The sequence below is a fragment of the Rheinheimera pacifica genome (assembly GCF_900108485.1).
Lineage (GTDB): Bacteria > Pseudomonadota > Gammaproteobacteria > Enterobacterales > Alteromonadaceae > Alishewanella > Alishewanella pacifica.
Genome location: NZ_FNXF01000004.1, coordinates 267,535 through 284,583 on the forward strand (window position 1 = coordinate 267,535; position 17,049 = coordinate 284,583).

General features: G+C 47.8%; 17 protein-coding genes. 10 read left to right on the top strand and 7 right to left on the bottom strand.

Annotated features, from left to right (window positions below):
* Positions 1-127: 127 nt before the first annotated feature.
* From BLW68_RS07710 to metK, 7 genes are all read right to left on the bottom strand, one after another.
* A complete protein-coding gene (locus BLW68_RS07710; protein ID WP_092791966.1) occupies positions 128-370 on the bottom strand; it encodes a DUF1653 domain-containing protein in 243 nt (80 codons plus the stop codon).
* A complete protein-coding gene (ruvX, locus tag BLW68_RS07715) occupies positions 354-770 on the bottom strand; it encodes a Holliday junction resolvase RuvX (protein ID WP_068230712.1) in 417 nt (138 codons plus the stop codon). Before ruvX ends, BLW68_RS07710 begins: the two co-directional genes overlap by 17 nt.
* Positions 770-1,327, bottom strand: a complete 558-nt coding sequence (locus tag BLW68_RS07720; RefSeq protein WP_092791969.1) for a YqgE/AlgH family protein — start codon at positions 1,325-1,327, stop codon at positions 770-772. Before BLW68_RS07720 ends, ruvX begins: the two co-directional genes overlap by 1 nt.
* 24 nt (positions 1,328-1,351) lie before the next feature.
* Positions 1,352-2,314, bottom strand: a complete 963-nt coding sequence (gshB, locus tag BLW68_RS07725; RefSeq protein WP_092791972.1) for a glutathione synthase — start codon at positions 2,312-2,314, stop codon at positions 1,352-1,354.
* A 9-nt stretch (positions 2,315-2,323) separates the two neighbouring features.
* Positions 2,324-3,052, bottom strand: a complete 729-nt coding sequence (gene rsmE / locus BLW68_RS07730) for a 16S rRNA (uracil(1498)-N(3))-methyltransferase (protein ID WP_092791974.1) — start codon at positions 3,050-3,052, stop codon at positions 2,324-2,326.
* A 106-nt stretch (positions 3,053-3,158) separates the two neighbouring features.
* Positions 3,159-4,730 (bottom strand): AbgT family transporter, encoded by a 1,572-nt coding sequence (locus BLW68_RS07735; RefSeq protein WP_092791976.1) that lies wholly within the window; start codon positions 4,728-4,730, stop codon positions 3,159-3,161.
* Positions 4,731-4,914: 184 nt separating this feature from the next.
* The gene (metK, locus tag BLW68_RS07740) at positions 4,915-6,063 is read right to left on the bottom strand and encodes a methionine adenosyltransferase (RefSeq protein WP_092791978.1); all 1,149 of its coding nucleotides are present in this window, start codon (positions 6,061-6,063) and stop codon (positions 4,915-4,917) included.
* Positions 6,064-6,395: 332 nt separating this feature from the next.
* On the opposite strand from metK, the gene tkt reads away from it, so the two are divergent.
* The 10 genes from tkt (at position 6,396) to BLW68_RS07790 (ending at position 17,018) form a co-directional block, all read left to right on the top strand.
* Entirely contained in the window at positions 6,396-8,393 is a 1,998-nt protein-coding gene (tkt, locus tag BLW68_RS07745) for a transketolase (protein WP_092791980.1), read from the top strand.
* Positions 8,394-8,481: 88 nt separating this feature from the next.
* Positions 8,482-9,498 (top strand): erythrose-4-phosphate dehydrogenase, encoded by a 1,017-nt coding sequence (gene epd / locus BLW68_RS07750; RefSeq protein ID WP_092791982.1) that lies wholly within the window; start codon positions 8,482-8,484, stop codon positions 9,496-9,498.
* A 13-nt stretch (positions 9,499-9,511) separates the two neighbouring features.
* A complete protein-coding gene (locus BLW68_RS07755) occupies positions 9,512-10,693 on the top strand; it encodes a phosphoglycerate kinase (RefSeq protein WP_092791984.1) in 1,182 nt (393 codons plus the stop codon).
* A gap of 45 nt (positions 10,694-10,738) precedes the next feature.
* Complete coding sequence (gene fba / locus BLW68_RS07760; protein ID WP_092791986.1) at positions 10,739-11,803, top strand: class II fructose-bisphosphate aldolase; 1,065 nt, start codon at positions 10,739-10,741, stop codon at positions 11,801-11,803.
* A 248-nt stretch (positions 11,804-12,051) separates the two neighbouring features.
* Positions 12,052-12,822 (top strand): DUF3450 domain-containing protein, encoded by a 771-nt coding sequence (locus BLW68_RS07765; RefSeq protein ID WP_092791988.1) that lies wholly within the window; start codon positions 12,052-12,054, stop codon positions 12,820-12,822.
* Between the two features lie 6 nt (positions 12,823-12,828).
* Entirely contained in the window at positions 12,829-14,196 is a 1,368-nt protein-coding gene (locus BLW68_RS07770) for a MotA/TolQ/ExbB proton channel family protein (protein WP_092791990.1), read from the top strand.
* Positions 14,196-14,723 carry a MotA/TolQ/ExbB proton channel family protein gene (locus tag BLW68_RS07775; protein WP_215397333.1) on the top strand — a complete coding sequence of 176 codons (528 nt, stop codon included), beginning with the start codon at positions 14,196-14,198 and terminating at the stop codon, positions 14,721-14,723. The genes BLW68_RS07770 and BLW68_RS07775 overlap by 1 nt, the downstream gene beginning before the upstream one ends.
* 12 nt (positions 14,724-14,735) lie before the next feature.
* Positions 14,736-15,140: an ExbD/TolR family protein gene (locus BLW68_RS07780; RefSeq protein WP_092791992.1), complete on the top strand. Its 405-nt coding sequence runs from the start codon at positions 14,736-14,738 to the stop codon at positions 15,138-15,140.
* Positions 15,141-15,142: 2 nt separating this feature from the next.
* On the top strand, positions 15,143-15,760 hold the full coding sequence (locus BLW68_RS07785; RefSeq protein ID WP_092791994.1) for an energy transducer TonB: 618 nt from the start codon (positions 15,143-15,145) through the stop codon (positions 15,758-15,760).
* A gap of 1 nt (position 15,761) precedes the next feature.
* Positions 15,762-17,018 (top strand): tetratricopeptide repeat protein, encoded by a 1,257-nt coding sequence (locus BLW68_RS07790; RefSeq protein WP_092791996.1) that lies wholly within the window; start codon positions 15,762-15,764, stop codon positions 17,016-17,018.
* Positions 17,019-17,049: the final 31 nt, after the last annotated feature.

Sequence of the window (17,049 nt, forward strand, 5' to 3'; positions counted from 1 at the left end):
CCTGTTGTTGGTGGTGACATAGCAAGAATACTTGCCCGTAACACAGCACAGGGTAAAAAAGTGATTAACGGTAAAAAACGGTGATAAGAGGTAAAACCGGGGATAAAACAGGGTGTTAGTGGGTCGGTTATTCTGGTTTAGTTTGGCCCAGGTACTGAAAACGCGGCAGTAATTCACCGGCAATTACAACGTTTTCAGTAAACATATCCAGCGGCCGGGCCCAAAGGCCGAAATCGCCATACAGCGCACGATAAATTACCAGCCACTGTTCGGTTTCGCTGTGGCGTGCACAGTCAATTACCTGATAATACGCACCTTTATAATGCTGATAGTAACCAGGCTGAACAGGTGGTTTAGGCGCGTTGTTCATACCAGCTCTCGAAGATAATTTTGGCCGATAAACTGTCTACTTTGTCTTTGGCTAAATTACGGTAGCCGCCGTCGGCAAACAGCATGCTGCGGGCTTCTGTGGTAGTTAAGCGCTCATCGTGCAGCTCTACCGGCAGGCCAAAACGGCCATGCAGGCGGTTGGCAAATTTGCGTGTGCGCACGGTAAATGGCTGCTCGGTGCCGTCCATATTCAGCGGTAACCCTACCAGCAATAACTGTGGTTTCCACTCGTTAATCAGCTTTTCCAGCACTGCCCAATCGGGGGTGCCATCCTGGGCTTTTAATGCGCTAAGCAGTGAGGCGGTGCCGGTAAGTTCCTGACCTACCGCCACGCCGATGCTTTTGGTACCGTAATCAAAGGTTAAAATGGTGCGACTCATTAAGCGTGACCGGCCTCGTTAGTTAGTTGCCAGGGCTTAATACCAATTTTTGCCGTAGCACTTTGCCATTTTTCGGCGTGGGTTAGATCAAAAATAATATCGCTGTCGGCCGGAATAATTAACCAGGCGTTGTCGGCAATTTCTTGTTCTAACTGGCCTGCGGTCCAGCCGGCATAACCAAGCGCCAGAATAAACTTTTCCGGCGCTTGTGCTGTAGTTAAATCAAACAGAATATCTTTTGATGTTGTCACCATCAGGCTGTCGTTCAGCCGCATACTGCTGGCGTAACCTTCTTTGGCGGTATGCAGCACAAAGCCTCTGTCGTGTTGCACCGGGCCACCGGCGCAAACATGGGCAGTTGCCGCCGGGCTTTCGGTGTTGTATTCAATTTGCAGTTGCTGCAGCAAATCGGCTACTTTCACATCCAGCGGGTGGTTAATCACAATACCCATGGCGCCTTCATCATTGTGCTCACAAATATAGGCGACACTGCGTTTAAACAGTGGATCATCTAATGACGGCATAGCAATTAAAAAATGATTCTGAAAACTCTGCATAGTGACCTCGTTACAACGTGGTTGTCACTGGCGGGCTGCCAGCAGCTGTTCAATTTCATCAAATAACAAACCGGTGATGCTGATTGGAAACGCCGCTTCAATTTCGCGGATACAGGTTGGGCTGGTAACGTTAATTTCAGTTAACTTGTCGCCTATGACATCCAGACCGACAAAAATCAGTCCTTTTGCTTTTAGCGTGGGTGCTACCGCATTGGCAATGGCCCAGTCAGAATCTGACAAAGGTCTGGCTTCACCACGACCACCTGCTGCGAGGTTGCCACGGGTTTCACCACTTGCCGGAATACGTGCTAAACAGTATGGCACGGGTTTACCGTTTACCACCAGTATTCGTTTATCGCCCTGGCTTATTTCGGGGATAAAGCGCTGCGCCATAGCATAGCGGCTGCCATGTTCGGTAAGCGTTTCGATGATCACGCTGACGTTGGCATCACCCGGTTTTAAGCGAAAAATTGACGCGCCGCCCATACCATCCAGCGGCTTTAAGATCACGTCTTGCTCGGCCTGATAAAACGCTTTTAAGCGTTTGGCGTCACGGCTAACCAGGGTTTTTGGCGTATGTTGGCTAAACCAGCTGGTGTACAGCTTCTCGTTGGCATCGCGCAGGCTTTGCGGTTTATTAACAATTAACGTACCTTCATCTTCTGCCCGTTCCAGTATGTAGGTAGCGTAGATATACTCGGTATCAAACGGCGGATCTTTACGCATTAAGATCACATCCAGCTCGCTAAGGGCAAGATCCTGTTCAGTACCAAACTGATACCAACCAGCCGGATCTTGCTGTACCGTTAATAACTTAGTTGCAGCGCGGGCCTGGCCTTCCAGCAGGTATAAATCGGCCATTTCCATATAGTGAATTTGATAACCACGTTGCTGTGCTTGCAGCAACATGGCAAAACTGGAGTCTTTTTTGATATTGATGGCCGAAATAGGGTCCATCACTATGCCAAGTTTTATCGGTTTACTCATGCTGTATCCTCAGGCCAGATCGCCAAATTGCAGTTGTAATGCACTGATAGCGGTAAGTGCTGCAGTTTCAGTGCGCAGTACGCGTGGCCCCAACTGAATGCCGCTAAAACCGGCCGCCGTGGTTTGCGCCATTTCCTGTTCACTGAAACCGCCTTCAGGGCCTATTACTAACCGGATATTGTGGTTGGGTATAAGCGTCTTAATGGTGTCTTTGGCCCAAGGATGCAAGGTCAGCTTTAATTCTTTTGTGCTTTGGCTAAGCCAGCTGTCCAGTGAAATGGCCGGATGCACGGTTGGCACGACACTGCGGCCGCTTTGCTCACAGGCGCTGACAGCAATTTTTTGCCATTGCTCGTTACGTTTAGCTAAACGCTCGCCGTCCAGCTTTACGCCACAACGCTCGGTAAACAGCGGGGTAATTTCAGTAACGCCAAGCTCTACCGCTTTTTGAATGGCAAAATCCATTCTGTCACCGCGCGATATACCCTGGCCCAGATGAATTTTCAGTGGCGACTCGACCGGGTTTTCCAGCTGTGTTGTGGCAATAACATTAACGCGCTTTTTATCGCTGCTGCTGATACGTGCCGGGTAGTTAAAGCCATCGCCATTAAACAACAACAGCTCGCTGCCAACTGGCATGCGCAGCACCCGGCCAACATGGTTGGCCGCATCGTCATCCAGGGCAAATTCGTGGTTAAGTGCAATGGCACCATGGTGATAAATTCTTGGAATACGCATAAAAACTTCAGCAACTGAACAATGCCGTTATGGTAGCAGGCGGCAACTGCGAGCAACAGAAAAAACAAACCCTGCCGGCAGCAGGGTTGTTAAAGTTAAACGCGGATTAGTTTACCGCAGGGTAGCTGTAACTGGCACCCACACCCAGTGGAATGTCCAACGCCCAGAAACCGAGCAGGAAAGCAGTCCACAATATCAGCATGGCAACAGAGTACGGCAGCATCAGTGCGATAAGGGTACCGATACCGGTTGATTTAACATACTTTTGGCAAAACACCACGATTAAAGGGAAGTACGGCAGCAACGGAGTAATAATATTGGTAGAAGAATCACCCACACGGTAAGCGGCCTGAGTTAAGTCCGGCGATACGCCAAGCTCCATCAGCATAGGCACCATAATGGCGCCAATCAGCGCCCACTTAGCTGAAGCTGAGCCAACTAACAGGTTAACAAAGCCGGATAAAAACACGATACCGATCAGAGTAAAGCCCATCGGGAAAGCCATTTCCTGTAACCAGTTAGCGCCTTTAATCGCCAGCAGGGCGCCGAGGTTAGACTGGCCAAAAGCATAGATAAATTGAGCACAGAAAAATGCCATTACAATGTAATAGCCCATGCCGCTCATGGCTTTGCTCATGCCCTTGATAATATCGCGGTGATCTTTGGCATTGCCAGATACATAGCCATACACCACACCGGGAATTAAAAAGAACACAAAGATAATTCCCACGATAGATTGCATCAACGGGGCGGCAGAGTGGGTGAGTTCACCATTTACCGGTGAGCGCCAGGCTGAGGTTTCCGGCATAGCCGATACCACCAACAGCACCGCACTTAATACCATGGCAAAGGTAGCCCAGCGTAAGCCTTTGCGCTCATTGTCTTTTAAAACGTCCATTTTCGGCAGATCGGCTGCATCGGCATCTACGGCAGTGGCTTTTAAACGTGGTTCAATAAATTTATCGGTCAGAACCCAGCCGATAATAACAACTAACACGGTAGAGGCTGTGGTGAAGTAAAAGTTATTCAACGGGCTTATCACCAGCTCTGCTGCTGCCGGATCTGACGACAAACGTGCAGAAGCCTGAGTTAAACCAGACAACAGCGGGTCAAGGCTTGATGGCAGTATGGTGGCAGAGAAACCACCGGAGACACCGGCAAAGGCTGCAGCGATACCCGCCAGCGGATGACGGCCGGCGGCATAGAAAATTACCGCACCCAGCGGAATAACCAGTACGTAACCTGCATCTACGGCCATATGGCTTAATACACCTACTGCTACCAGCACCGGTGTTAACAGCATTTTTGGCGTTACCGATAAAATGGAGCGTAAGCCAGCATTTATGTAGCCAGTATATTCCGCTACACCTAAGCCCAGCATGGCAACCAGTACCACACCCAGCGGCGGGAAGGTAACAAAGGTATTGACCATTTTGGCCATAAAACCTGTAAGTGAATCTGCCGCCAGCAGGTTATTTACCTGAATAGCTGCACCGGTGCGGGGGTCAACTTCATTAAAGCTGACACCGGCCAGGGCCCAGGACAGGCCCCAGACAACAAACATTAATAAAGCAAATAACACGGCTGGATCGGGTAGTTTATTACCTACCACTTCAATGGCGTTAAGCGCACGATTGAGCCAGCTGCTTTTTTCAGCGGCGGCGTTTTGTTGAGACATACATGTTCCTTTCTTATAGTTTTGTTTCGCTCTGCTCACCGACAGAGGACCCCGGATACAACATAACGGCTTATCATACACAAAAAGGGCCGGATGATAAGGCGAAATTACTCTTCTGCTTTGCTAACAGCAAGTGTGAAAAAGGAGAGCCGGGCTCTCCTTTTATGTGACTGACAGGCAAAAATTACTTGGCGTACTGGCGCAGTAACTCGGCTTTGTCTGTTTGCTCCCACGGGAACTCATCACGGCCGAAGTGGCCATAAGCCGCGGTTGGCAGGTATATTGGCCGTTCCAGCTGTAACATTTCAATCAGGCCGTAAGGGCGCAGGTCAAAATGTTCGCGCACCAGCTTAATCAGCTGATCTTCACTCAGTTTGCTGGTGCCGAAGGTTTCCAGACTGATAGAAGTAGGCTCTGCCACGCCGATAGCGTAAGACACCTGAAGTTCACAGCGATCTGCCAGGCCGGCAGCAACAATGTTTTTTGCCACATAACGCGCTGCGTAAGCGGCTGAACGGTCTACTTTTGACGGATCTTTACCGGAGAAAGCACCGCCACCGTGACGTGCCATACCACCGTATGAGTCAACGATAATTTTACGGCCGGTTAAGCCGCAATCGCCCATCGGCCCGCCAATAACAAAACGGCCGGTCGGGTTGATAAAAAATTTAGTTTTGCTGGTTAACCATTCAGCTGGCAGTACCGGTTTAATAATGGTTTCCATTACGGCTTCACGCAGATCTGCTGTGCTGATGGTATCGCAGTGCTGGGTAGACAATACTACCGCATCAATCCCCACCGGCTTGCCGTCTTCATAAATAAAGCTTAACTGGGATTTCGCATCCGGGCGCAGCCAAGGCAGAGTGCCGTCTTTACGCACCTGTGCCTGGCGCTGCACCAAACGGTGAGAATAGGTAATAGGGGCTGGCATTAACACGTCAGTTTCGTTGCTGGCGTAGCCAAACATTAAACCCTGATCACCGGCGCCTTGTTCTTTTGGATCCGCGCGGTCTACACCCTGGTTAATATCAGGTGATTGCTTACCAATGGCATTTAATACTGCACATGAATCGGCATCAAAGCCCATATCTGAGTGTACGTAACCAATTTCACGCACGGTTTTGCGGGTAATTTCTTCAATATCAACCCAGGCAGAAGTAGTAATTTCACCACCTACCAGCACCATACCGGTTTTAACGAAGGTTTCGCATGCCACGCGGGCTTTAGGATCTTGTTCCAGGATTGCATCCAGTACGGCGTCAGAAATCTGATCGGCAATTTTATCCGGATGTCCTTCAGATACCGACTCAGAAGTAAAAATGTGTTGTGCCATCTGTTGTATTCCAAAAATAAGGTTAATGCAGTTAAGTCCGTTACGGCGTAAAGTGCCATGCCGAACTCAAAAAAATAGGCGGGTATTCTAGAGAATGCGTTAAAGCATTGCCAGAAAAATCTGCCACCCAGACGTCTTTAATGCTATTTTAAGTTGCTTATTACGTTAGTACAGACAGTTAGATCTGCATGACTGAAAATTCTTCATGCCAGCAGATTTAAATTTGCCATCTGGCAGGGGCTCTGGGAAAATAGCGCTCTTTCTGCCTTAACATTTCAGCTAAATAATAATCTGCTTCGTCACACAGAAGCCGCGCAATGTCAGGAGTGAACATGCCATCTCGTAAACAACTCGCCAATGCGATCCGTGCGCTTAGCATGGATGCGGTGCAAAAAGCTAAATCAGGTCATCCGGGTGCCCCTATGGGTATGGCTGACATTGCCGAAGTGTTATGGCGTGATTTTCTCCGGCATAACCCGCAGGATCCAAAGTGGCCAAACCGTGACCGTTTTATTCTGTCAAACGGCCATGGCTCAATGCTGTTGTATTCTTTGTTACATTTAAGTGGTTATGATTTAAGTATCGACGATTTAAAGCAATTCCGTCAGCTACACTCCAGGACGCCTGGCCACCCGGAATACGGTTATGCGCCGGGGGTGGAGACCACTACAGGCCCGCTGGGCCAGGGCATTACCAATGCAGTAGGTATGGCGATTGCAGAAAAAGCCTTAGCCGCGCAGTTTAACCAGCCGGGTTACGACATTGTTGATCATCATACTTACACCTTTTTAGGTGACGGTTGCTTGATGGAAGGTATCTCTCACGAAGCCTGTTCTTTAGCGGGTACCTTAGGTTTAGGTAAGCTGATTGCGTTTTGGGATGACAACGGTATTTCTATTGATGGTCATGTTGAAGGCTGGTTTACCGACAATACCCCTGCACGGTTTGCAGCATATGGCTGGCAGGTGATCAGCAATGTTGATGGCCACGATGCCGCCGCTATAGAAGCCGCGATTAAACAGGCACAAGCCGAAACCGGTAAACCAACCCTGATCTGTTGCCGTACCGTTATAGGCTATGGTGCGCCGAATAAAGGTGGCAGCCATGATTGCCATGGTGCGCCACTGGGCGATACTGAAATTGCCGCAGCCCGTGATTTTCTGCAGTGGCCGCATGCGCCGTTTGATATTCCGGCTGACATTTATGCCGATTGGGATGCCAAAGCCAAAGGCAGCGCACAGCAGCAAGATTGGCAGCAGCTGTTTGCTCGTTATAGCGCAGCATTTCCTGAACAAGCCGCAGAATTCAGCCGCCGTGTAGCCGGTGATTTACCATCAGACTGGGCAGAGAAATCTCAGGCGTATATTAATCAGCTACAAGCTAATCCTGCCAATATTGCCAGCCGTAAAGCCTCACAAAATACACTGAATGCTTTTGGCCCTATACTGCCGGAATTTATGGGCGGCTCGGCGGATTTAGCCGGTTCTAACCTGACTATCTGGTCAGGCTCCAAACCACTTACCGGTGTTGATGCCAGTGGTAACTACATTTATTACGGTGTGCGTGAGTTTGGCATGTCGGCCATTATGAACGGTATTGCACTGCACGGCGGCTTTGTACCTTACGGTGCCACCTTTTTAATGTTTATGGAATATGCCCGTAATGCGGTGCGGATGGCCGCGTTGATGAAGCAACGGGTAATCTTCGTTTATACCCACGATTCTATTGGTTTAGGTGAAGATGGCCCAACACACCAACCGGTAGAGCAATTAGCTGCGCTGCGCGCTACGCCAAATTTGATGAACTGGCGCCCGTGTGACCAGGTAGAGTCTGCAGTAGCCTGGAAAGCGGCGATTGAACGCACTGATGGCCCAAGCACTTTAATTTTTACCCGGCAGAACCTGGCACAACAGCAGCGTAATGCACAGCAACTGGCTGATATTACGCGCGGTGGTTATATCCTGCGTGACTGCAATGGCACGCCAGAACTGATTATTATCGCCACCGGCTCTGAAGTTGAGCTGGCAATGCAAGCTGCAGCTAAGCTGAGCGAGCAGGGCAAGGCGGTACGTGTAGTGTCTATGCCATCAACAGATGTGTTTGAACAACAGGATGCCGCTTACCGTGAAGCCGTATTACCGGCAGCAGTAAGCAAACGAATTGCCGTAGAAGCCGGTATTACCGACTGCTGGTATAAATATGTCGGTTTAACCGGCAAAATTATCGGCATGACCAGTTTTGGCGAATCAGCACCGGCTGAGCAGTTATTTGAACACTTTGGTATTACCACTGCAAAAGTGCTCGAGGCGGCAGAACAGCTACTGGCGTAATAGTTAATAAAATGGGATCAGCTTTGGTCCCATTTTTTTGTCATACATTTTTTTGTGGTAATTTTTTGCGTATTGATGGCGTGGTGTGATGGCAATAAGACTGGCAATAAACGGTTTTGGCCGTATTGGGCGCAATATTTTACGCGCTATTTATGAAAATGGCTGGCAACATGAACTTAACGTTGTGGCCATTAATGAGCTGGCAGATGCAAAAGGTGTAGCGCATTTGTTGAAGTATGATACTTCGCACGGACGTTTTGGTTTCAGCGTCAGTTCATATGAGGGTGGTATTAACGTTGATGGTGCAAGCATAGCGTTATTTGCAGAAGCCGATCCGCTGGCACTGCCCTGGAGTGAGCTTGACATAGATGTGGTATTAGAATGTACCGGCGTATTTCACAGCCGTGAGCATGCCAGCTGGCATTTAACTGCAGGTGCCAAAAAGGTGCTGTTCTCACACCCGGCAGATACCGATATTGACGCCACTATTATCTATGGCATCAACCAGAGCAGCTTAACGGCGGATATGACAGTGGTGTCGGCAGGGTCTTGTACTACTAACTGCATAGTGCCGGTTATTCAGGTGCTGGATCAGTATTTTGGCGTAGAAAGTGGCACTATTACTACTATTCATGCGTCAATGAATGATCAGCAGGTAATAGATGCTTACCATCCGGATTTACGCCGTACCCGCTCTGCCAGCCAGTCGATAATACCGGTAGATACCAAGCTGGCACTGGGGATTGAGCGCATACTGCCGCAATTTGCCGGCCGTTTTGAAGCAATAGCTGTGCGGGTACCTACGGTAAACGTGACGGCGATGGATTTAAGTGTGACACTGCATCAGGATGTCAGTATCAGTGCGGTGAATCAGGCGCTGCAGCAAGCCCGCTTTGGTGAGCTGGCCGGTATTCTGGATTACACAGAAGAGCCTTTGGTGTCAGTGGATTTTAACCACGATGCGCATTCCTGCATTGTTGATGGCTCGCAAACCCGGGTTAGCCATAAACGGCTGGTAAAATGTCTGGTGTGGTGTGATAACGAATGGGGTTTTGCCAATCGTATGATTGACACGGCGCGAGCCATGATGCAACCGACTTTATAATAAGGAGCTTGAAATGTCTGTTATTCGCATGAGCGATCTGGATCTTAACAGCAAACGCGTGCTGATCCGCGAAGATTTAAATGTACCGGTTAAAAATGGCAAAGTAACCTCGGATGCACGCCTAAAAGCAGCAATACCCACTATTGAACTGGCACTGAGCAAAGGCGCTAAAGTGATGGTAATGTCGCACCTGGGCCGGCCAGAAGAGGGCGTGTATGATGCTGAATCATCCATGCAACCCGTGGTGGATTATCTGGCAGAGGCCTTAGCGGCTCCGGTACGCTTAGCTGTAAATTATCTTGATGGTATCGACATTAACGCCGGTGAGGTGGTGGTGTTTGAAAACGTGCGCTTTAACAAGGGCGAAGGCAAAAACGATGACGTTTTAGCGCAAAAGCTGGCAGCACTTTGTGACGTATTCGTGATGGATGCCTTTGGTACCGCGCATCGTGCTCAGGCGTCAACCCATGGTGTGGCTAAATTTGCCCCGGTAGCTTGTGCTGGCCCACTGTTGGTGGCAGAGCTGGATGCCTTAGCGGCGGCACTTAAAAACCCGAAACGGCCACTGGTTGCTATTGTTGGTGGCTCTAAAGTGTCTACCAAGCTGACAGTATTGGAATCGTTGTCCGGTATTGTCGATCAGCTCATTGTTGGCGGCGGCATTGCCAACACCTTTATTGCAGCTAATGGTAATAATGTCGGTAAATCGCTGTATGAAGCCGATTTAATCCCTGAAGCACAGCGTTTAATGGCACAAGCCAGAGCCCGTGGCGGCAATATTCCGGTACCAACCGATGTTGTCGTGGGGCAGGCATTTAGTGAAACTACAGTTGCCACATTAAAACCGGTATCTGCGGTTGATGATGGTGATATGATTTTTGATATCGGCCCGGATACAACGGCACAACTGGTTAAAATTTTAAAGTCAGCTGGCACTATCGTCTGGAACGGCCCGGTAGGTGTATTTGAATTCGAGCAGTTTGCTGCCGGAACTAAAGAGTTGGCACAGGCGATTGCAGATAGTGACGCCTTCTCGATTGCCGGTGGCGGCGATACGCTGGCAGCGATAGATAAATATAATATTGCAGACAAAATTTCTTATATTTCAACTGGTGGCGGGGCCTTTCTGGAGTTTTTAGAGGGTAAAACCCTGCCAGCAGTAGCTATACTGGAACAGCGCGGCAAAACACAATAATAATACCTTTAATAACTGTACCCTAAAAGATTAAGAGAGGATTTCATGGCCCTTATTTCCCTGCGTCAAATGCTGGATCACGCTGCTGAGTTTAGCTACGGCATACCAGCTTTTAACGTAAATAACCTTGAGCAAATGCGCGCTATTATGCTGGCAGCGGATAAAACCGATAGCCCTGTTATTGTGCAGGCTTCAGCCGGGGCCCGTAAATATGCCGGTGCACCGTTTTTACGCCACCTAATTCTGGCTGCAGTAGAAGAGTTTCCGCATATTCCGGTCGTTATGCATCAGGATCACGGTACCTCACTGGGTGTTTGTCAGCGCTCTATTCAATTGGGTTTTTCTTCTGTAATGATGGATGGTTCATTAGGCGAAGATGGCAAAACACCAATGGATTACGCTTACAACGCCAATGTAACGCGCAAAGTTGTAGAAATAGCGCATGCGTGTGGTGTGTCGGTAGAGGGCGAGTTAGGTTGTTTAGGCTCACTGGAAACCGGAGCAGCCGGTGAAGAAGATGGCATAGGTGCTGATTGCATCCTAAGTCATGATCAAATGCTGACTGATCCGGAAGAAGCGGCACAGTTTGTAAGGGAAACCCAGGTTGATGCTTTGGCGATAGCTTGTGGCACCTCACACGGTGCTTATAAGTTCAGCCGGCCGCCAACAGGAGATATCCTGGCGATTGATCGTATTAAAGCCATCCACGAACGTATTCCTGATACGCATCTGGTAATGCATGGTTCGTCTTCAGTACCACAGGAATGGCTGCAGATTATCAATGAAAATGGCGGTAAAATTCCGGAGACTTATGGTGTGCCGGTGGAGCAAATTCAGCAAGGCATTAAATATGGTGTGCGTAAGGTAAATATTGATACCGACTTGCGGTTGGCTTCTACCGGCGCAATTCGCCGTTACATGGCACAGCACCCGGCAGAGTTTGACCCGCGTAAATATTTACAGGCATCGGTAAAAGCGATGACTGAAATTTGTATTGCCCGGTATGAAGCGTTTAACGCTGCAGGCCATGGCAGTAAAATCAAAGCTATATCACTGGACGATATGGTGGCGTTATATGTGTCAGGGAAACTGACGCCGAACATAAAATAAGCTAAAAAATTAATGAACTATAACAAATAGAACCTTATTTGTTTAATAGCGCATAAATTTGGGGCTAAGCCATATAAATAGCTGCATCAGAGCAGACATTCAGACGCCTGTGTTATATTGACAAGGGCGTTTTTACCTGTAATGATGCGGATGGTTTACCCTCTAACCGAGGGCCTTTTCTGTCTGTAAGAACGGCAGGGTCCTTACAACTTCAGGTTACGTTAATCAGCAATAATTGGTTGGGAACTATGTTTAACAATAAAATTCGCAAGAGTCTTGTTGCAACAGCTCTGGCCGGTACTTTCGCCCTTTCGGCGAGTGCACTGGCAACAGATTTAAAAGCTTTGCACCAGGAAGGTAGTCAGATCCAGCGCGCAGCAGTGCAGTCTCAAGAAAAAATTAATACTATATATGAGCAGTCTCAGGAATTATTAGGTGAGTACCGTCAGGTTACTGATCAAACTGAAAACCTGAAAGTTTATAACGACTTTTTAGCTACTCTGGTTGCCGACCAGAAACGTCAGATAGACTCTGTTCAGCGTCAGATTAACGGTCTGGAAGATACCCGCAAAGGTACTGTTCCTTTGATGTTCCGCATGATTGATGCACTGGAAGAGTTTGTTAAAGCTGATATTCCTCTGCGTACCGAGCGCCGTATTGCCCGCGTAGAGAATTTACGTGAACTGATGGGCCGTTCAGATGTGCAATTATCTGAGCAGTATCGTCAAATTCTGGAAGCGTACAGCATTGAAGTTGGTTACGGTTCAGAAGTGGCGTCATTCCAGGGTTCATTGCCAATGAATGGTCAGGAAATCACCGTAGATTATGTTCATGTTGGTCGCCTGTCATTAATGGCGCTGGCACTTGATGGTAACGCTGGCTGGGTGTGGAACAAGCAAACATCAAGCTGGGAACAACTGCCAGGTTCTTACCTGTCATCAGTATCTCAGTTTATCAAGATGGCGCGTCGTGAAGCCACGCTTGAGATGGATCGCGTACCACTTATCGCAGCGGAGTAAGAACACATGAAACAAGCATTTAAGTCAATGTTAATTGCCGCAGCGGTAACTCTGTCCGCTGGTATTGCTTTTAACGCAACGGCCAACACCGAAAAGTTGGATCAGTTACTAGAACAATTAAAGAAAGAGCGTACCGTTGAAGGTCGTGCTAATCAGGAGCGTGAGCGTGCGTTTCTGGCAGAGCGTGCCGACAAGCAAGCCTTGCTAAATACGGCTAAAAGACAGTTCACTGAAGAAGAGAATCGTGGTAAGCGTTTACAAAAAGAATACGCTGACAACGATATTCTGATCGGTCAGAAGCAGCAGGAATTAGAAAGTGCACTGGGTACTATGGGCGAGTTGTTTGGTGTTGTTCGCCAGTCAGCTAACCAGTCTATCGGTGCTATTACGGGTTCAATCGTTAGTGCACAGTACCCTGGACGTGACGTACCGTTACGTAGTGTTGCCTCAGCTACTGAATTACCTACTTTAGGTGAGATGGAAGAGCTGTGGATGGCATTACTGACTGAAATGACTGAGTCAGGTAAAGTTGCCAAGTTTGATGCTCAGGTAGTTAAGCTGGATGGCGGTACTGAAACTAAGCGTGTTACGCGTTTTGGTACTTTCCATCTGACTACTGATTCAGAGTATCTGGTCCTTAATAGTGACACGGATCAAATCCAACCTCTGGGTCGTCAGCCACAGTCTAAAATTCATAATTCTGTAGCTGCATATCATAAGGCAAAAAGTGGTGAAATTGCTGGTCTGTATTTAGATCCGACTAAAGGCAACAGCTTACTGCGTTTAAACCAACAGCGTTCCACCTTGTTTGAATACTACCTAGCAGGCGAAGAGGTTGGTATTATTATTACTGTGGTATTCTTTATCGGTATGTTAATTGCGCTTGAGCGTATTATTGTTCTGAGTGTTGTTGGTGGCAAAATTCGCTCTCAACTGAAAAACCTGGCTAATCCGTCAGACAGCAATCCACTGGGCCGTATCCTGCGTGTATATCATGAGAACAGAACGGCTGATGTAGAAAACCTGGAGCTGAAACTGGACGAAGCTATCCTGCGTGAAACACCAAAAGTAGAGCGTGGTATCGGTTTAATTAAGTTGTTCTCAGCAGTGGCTCCGTTACTGGGCCTGTTAGGTACTGTTATCGGTATGATTCTGACGTTCCAGCAAATTACACTGTACGGAACAGGTGATCCGAAGCTGATGGCCGGTTCAATCTCTCTGGCACTGGTAACAACTGCTCAGGGTCTTATTGCTGCAATTCCATTATTATTTGTACACTCTATTGTGTCTTCAAAAGCCAAGTCAATTCTGCACATTTTAGATGAGCAGGCTGCTGGCATTATTGCTGCGCATGCGGAGAAGGAGAAAGCCTAATGATACTCCAGCTAGTAGAGCTGTGGGAATCTGTTCAGGATTTTATCCATACCGGTGGCAACGTGTTATACGTTGTCGCCCTGGTACTCTTCGTCATGTGGGTATTGATGATAGAGCGGTTCTGGTTTCTTAAGGCTGAATATCCGAAGCTAAAAAAGGATATCATCGCCCGCTGGGATGCCAGAGCAGATACCACATCATGGTATGCGCATAAGATCCGTGATTGCTGGATTTCCGAGGCGTCAGATAAATTAGATCAGCGTATGCTGCTCATTAAAACCTTGGTTGCACTGTGTCCACTGGTTGGATTGTTGGGAACGGTTACCGGGATGATTGCTGTGTTCGATATTATGGCGACACAGGGAACAGGTAACCCAAGAACCATGGCAACAGGTATCTCTATGGCGACTATACCGACAATGTCGGGGCTGGTTGCGGCGATATCAGGTGTATTTTTCAGTGCGCGGTTAGACGTTCAGGTGAAGCGAGAAAAAGCAAGCCTGGCCGATAGCTTACCGCATCATTAAAGAGAGTTTTTTATGGCCCGCAAACGTATTCGCGAAGCTGAAACGGCAGAGATCGATATTACGCCGATGATGGATATCGTTTTCATCATGTTGATCTTCTTTATCGTTACCACTTCTTTCGTAAAAGAAGCCGGTATTGACGTAAATAAACCTGAAGCTGCTCAGGCACAAAAGAAGCCAAGCGCAACTATCTTTATTGCTATCCGTGCAAACGGTGAGATCTGGATGGATAAGCGCACAGTTGATGTTGAGCGTGTTTCAGCGAACATTGAACGGCTAAGAGCAGAGTCACCAACAGACACTATTATTGTGCAGGCAGATAAAGAAGCTAAGCACGGGATAGTGATGGAAGTTATGGATCAGATTAAAGCGGCTGACCCATCTCTGGTGATTAGTATAGCCGGGGAGACTAAGTAATTATGGTACGTTTCCTGACATCGTTAATAATCGGTGGTGTGGTAACGTTTCTGTTGTTCTTAATGATGGCCACTTTACTTAAGTCGAGTGGCGATCGTAAAGCGGTTGAGCAAGAGCGTATTGTTATTGAAATTAACACTACGCCGCCTGACTCAGAGACACAGACCCGGCGGCCACCACCGCCGCCACCACCACCACCACCGGCTCAGCCGCCTAAAGCGCCTCAGCCAGAGCCTGAAACAGCTAACGCTGCGGGTGCAATAGGTTTCAATATGCCTGGGCTTAGTTTAGGTGCAGGCGCAGGCGGGTTAGGCGATCCTTCCGGCATGATGCGGGATGGTGATGCAACGCCAATCGTTCGTATTGAGCCGCGCTATCCTGTGCAGGCTGCACGTGATGGTTTGCAAGGCTGGGTTAAACTTCGTTTCAGCATTATGGAAGACGGTAGTGTTGATGAAGTAGAAGTGATTGAAGCGGAGCCGCGCCGGGTGTTTGACCGTGAAGCTATCCGCGCACTGCGTCGCTGGAAATACAGCCCGAAAGTTGTTGATGGTAAGCCGTTAAAGCAAACTGGCCAACAAGTTCAGCTGGACTTCACACTAGATATGGCAGGGGGTTAATATGACTAAGTTTAAAAAACTTACTTCAGCTCTTGTTGTAATGACAGTGTTAGGCGCGTGTTTACCGGTTTCTGCAGCTGTACAGCCAAATATGGCAAAAGTAGAAGAACGTAAAGCCCGTAAGACACAAATTGTTGGCGAGCGGGTTGGTAAAGTTCTGGTTAGCGCCTTTGATCTGTATAACGAAGAGAAGCTGGATGAAGCAATCGCTTTGTTGCTTAATGCTAAATCAAGTAATGAGTTTGATACCGCTACGCTGAATCGCTTTTTGGGTAACTTATATGCTACCAAAGACGAAAAGCAGGCAATCAAGTATCTGACGCTGGCAGTAAAACCAGATGTACTTACTTTTGCTGACCAGTCGGCTTCTATGAAGCTTTTAGCAGATATGTTATTGCAAGATAAGCAGTATCAGGCTGCAATAAAAGCTTATGAAGACTGGATGATGTTCACAGGTGAGCAAAATTCAGATGCTTATATGCGTATTGCGAACGCTTATTATCTGATGGATCAGCATGCTAAGGTTTTAGCACCGGCAGATGATGCAATTCGTTTTGCGCCTAAGCCGATTGAAGGGCCTTATCAGCTTAAGATGGCTGCTTTGTATGAAACTAAACGTTACAAAGAGTTAGTAGCGGTAGTGGAAACCATGGTGCAGCTTTTCCCTGAAAATAAGCAATTCTGGGTTTATCTGGGTAATTTTTATACCTTGACTGAAGAATTTGGCAAATCATTGTCTACATTGCAATTAGCCTATTCGCAGGGGTATCTGGAAAAAGACTCTGAAATAAGAATGTTGGCGCAGATGTATGCGAATAACAACATTCCTTATAAAGCCGCTACAATAATGGAAAAGTATATGAAGAGCGGTTTGGTTAAGAAAGATAAAACCAACCTGACTTTTATTGCTTCAAATTATCAGGCTGCACGCGAGTTTTTAAAGGCTGCTAATTACTATGGCGAAGTTGCTAAGCTGACGAATGACGCAGATGCATATCGTCGTCAGGGTTCAGCTTACTCTGCTGTGCAGAAGTATAATGAAGCTATTGCTGCTTATGACAAAGCATTATCAATGAATGTTGATAAACCAAGCGGTGTCTATATGAGCTTAGTGGATGCTTATTTCTATCAGAAGAAATATAAAGAAGCTTATGCTGCATTGATGAATGCGAAGAAAGATCCTGCTATGTCGCGCCAGGTGCGGGGCTGGGAATCTTATATCAAAGATAAAGCCAAGCAAAACGGCATTACGCTGTAATAAAAAACCCCACTTAAGTGGGGTTTTTTTT

Excerpts from the sequence above, each read along its gene's own strand:
- BLW68_RS07770 (WP_092791990.1), top strand. The coding sequence starts at position 12,829 with ATGAAACAAGCATTTAAGTCAATGTTAATTGCCGCAGCGGTAACTCTG.
- BLW68_RS07780 (WP_092791992.1), top strand. The coding sequence starts at position 14,736 with ATGGCCCGCAAACGTATTCGCGAAGCTGAAACGGCAGAGATCGATATT.
- BLW68_RS07755 (WP_092791984.1), top strand. The coding sequence starts at position 9,512 with ATGTCTGTTATTCGCATGAGCGATCTGGATCTTAACAGCAAACGCGTG.
- BLW68_RS07785 (WP_092791994.1), top strand. The coding sequence starts at position 15,143 with ATGGTACGTTTCCTGACATCGTTAATAATCGGTGGTGTGGTAACGTTT.
- fba (WP_092791986.1), top strand. The coding sequence starts at position 10,739 with ATGGCCCTTATTTCCCTGCGTCAAATGCTGGATCACGCTGCTGAGTTT.
- ruvX (WP_068230712.1), bottom strand. The coding sequence starts at position 770 with ATGAGTCGCACCATTTTAACCTTTGATTACGGTACCAAAAGCATCGGC.
- metK (WP_092791978.1), bottom strand. The coding sequence starts at position 6,063 with ATGGCACAACACATTTTTACTTCTGAGTCGGTATCTGAAGGACATCCG.
- BLW68_RS07720 (WP_092791969.1), bottom strand. The coding sequence starts at position 1,327 with ATGCAGAGTTTTCAGAATCATTTTTTAATTGCTATGCCGTCATTAGAT.
- rsmE (WP_092791974.1), bottom strand. The coding sequence starts at position 3,052 with ATGCGTATTCCAAGAATTTATCACCATGGTGCCATTGCACTTAACCAC.
- BLW68_RS07775 (WP_215397333.1), top strand. The coding sequence starts at position 14,196 with ATGATACTCCAGCTAGTAGAGCTGTGGGAATCTGTTCAGGATTTTATC.
- epd (WP_092791982.1), top strand. The coding sequence starts at position 8,482 with ATGGCAATAAGACTGGCAATAAACGGTTTTGGCCGTATTGGGCGCAAT.
- BLW68_RS07710 (WP_092791966.1), bottom strand. The coding sequence starts at position 370 with ATGAACAACGCGCCTAAACCACCTGTTCAGCCTGGTTACTATCAGCAT.
- BLW68_RS07735 (WP_092791976.1), bottom strand. The coding sequence starts at position 4,730 with ATGTCTCAACAAAACGCCGCCGCTGAAAAAAGCAGCTGGCTCAATCGT.
- BLW68_RS07765 (WP_092791988.1), top strand. The coding sequence starts at position 12,052 with ATGTTTAACAATAAAATTCGCAAGAGTCTTGTTGCAACAGCTCTGGCC.
- gshB (WP_092791972.1), bottom strand. The coding sequence starts at position 2,314 with ATGAGTAAACCGATAAAACTTGGCATAGTGATGGACCCTATTTCGGCC.
- tkt (WP_092791980.1), top strand. The coding sequence starts at position 6,396 with ATGCCATCTCGTAAACAACTCGCCAATGCGATCCGTGCGCTTAGCATG.
- BLW68_RS07790 (WP_092791996.1), top strand. The coding sequence starts at position 15,762 with ATGACTAAGTTTAAAAAACTTACTTCAGCTCTTGTTGTAATGACAGTG.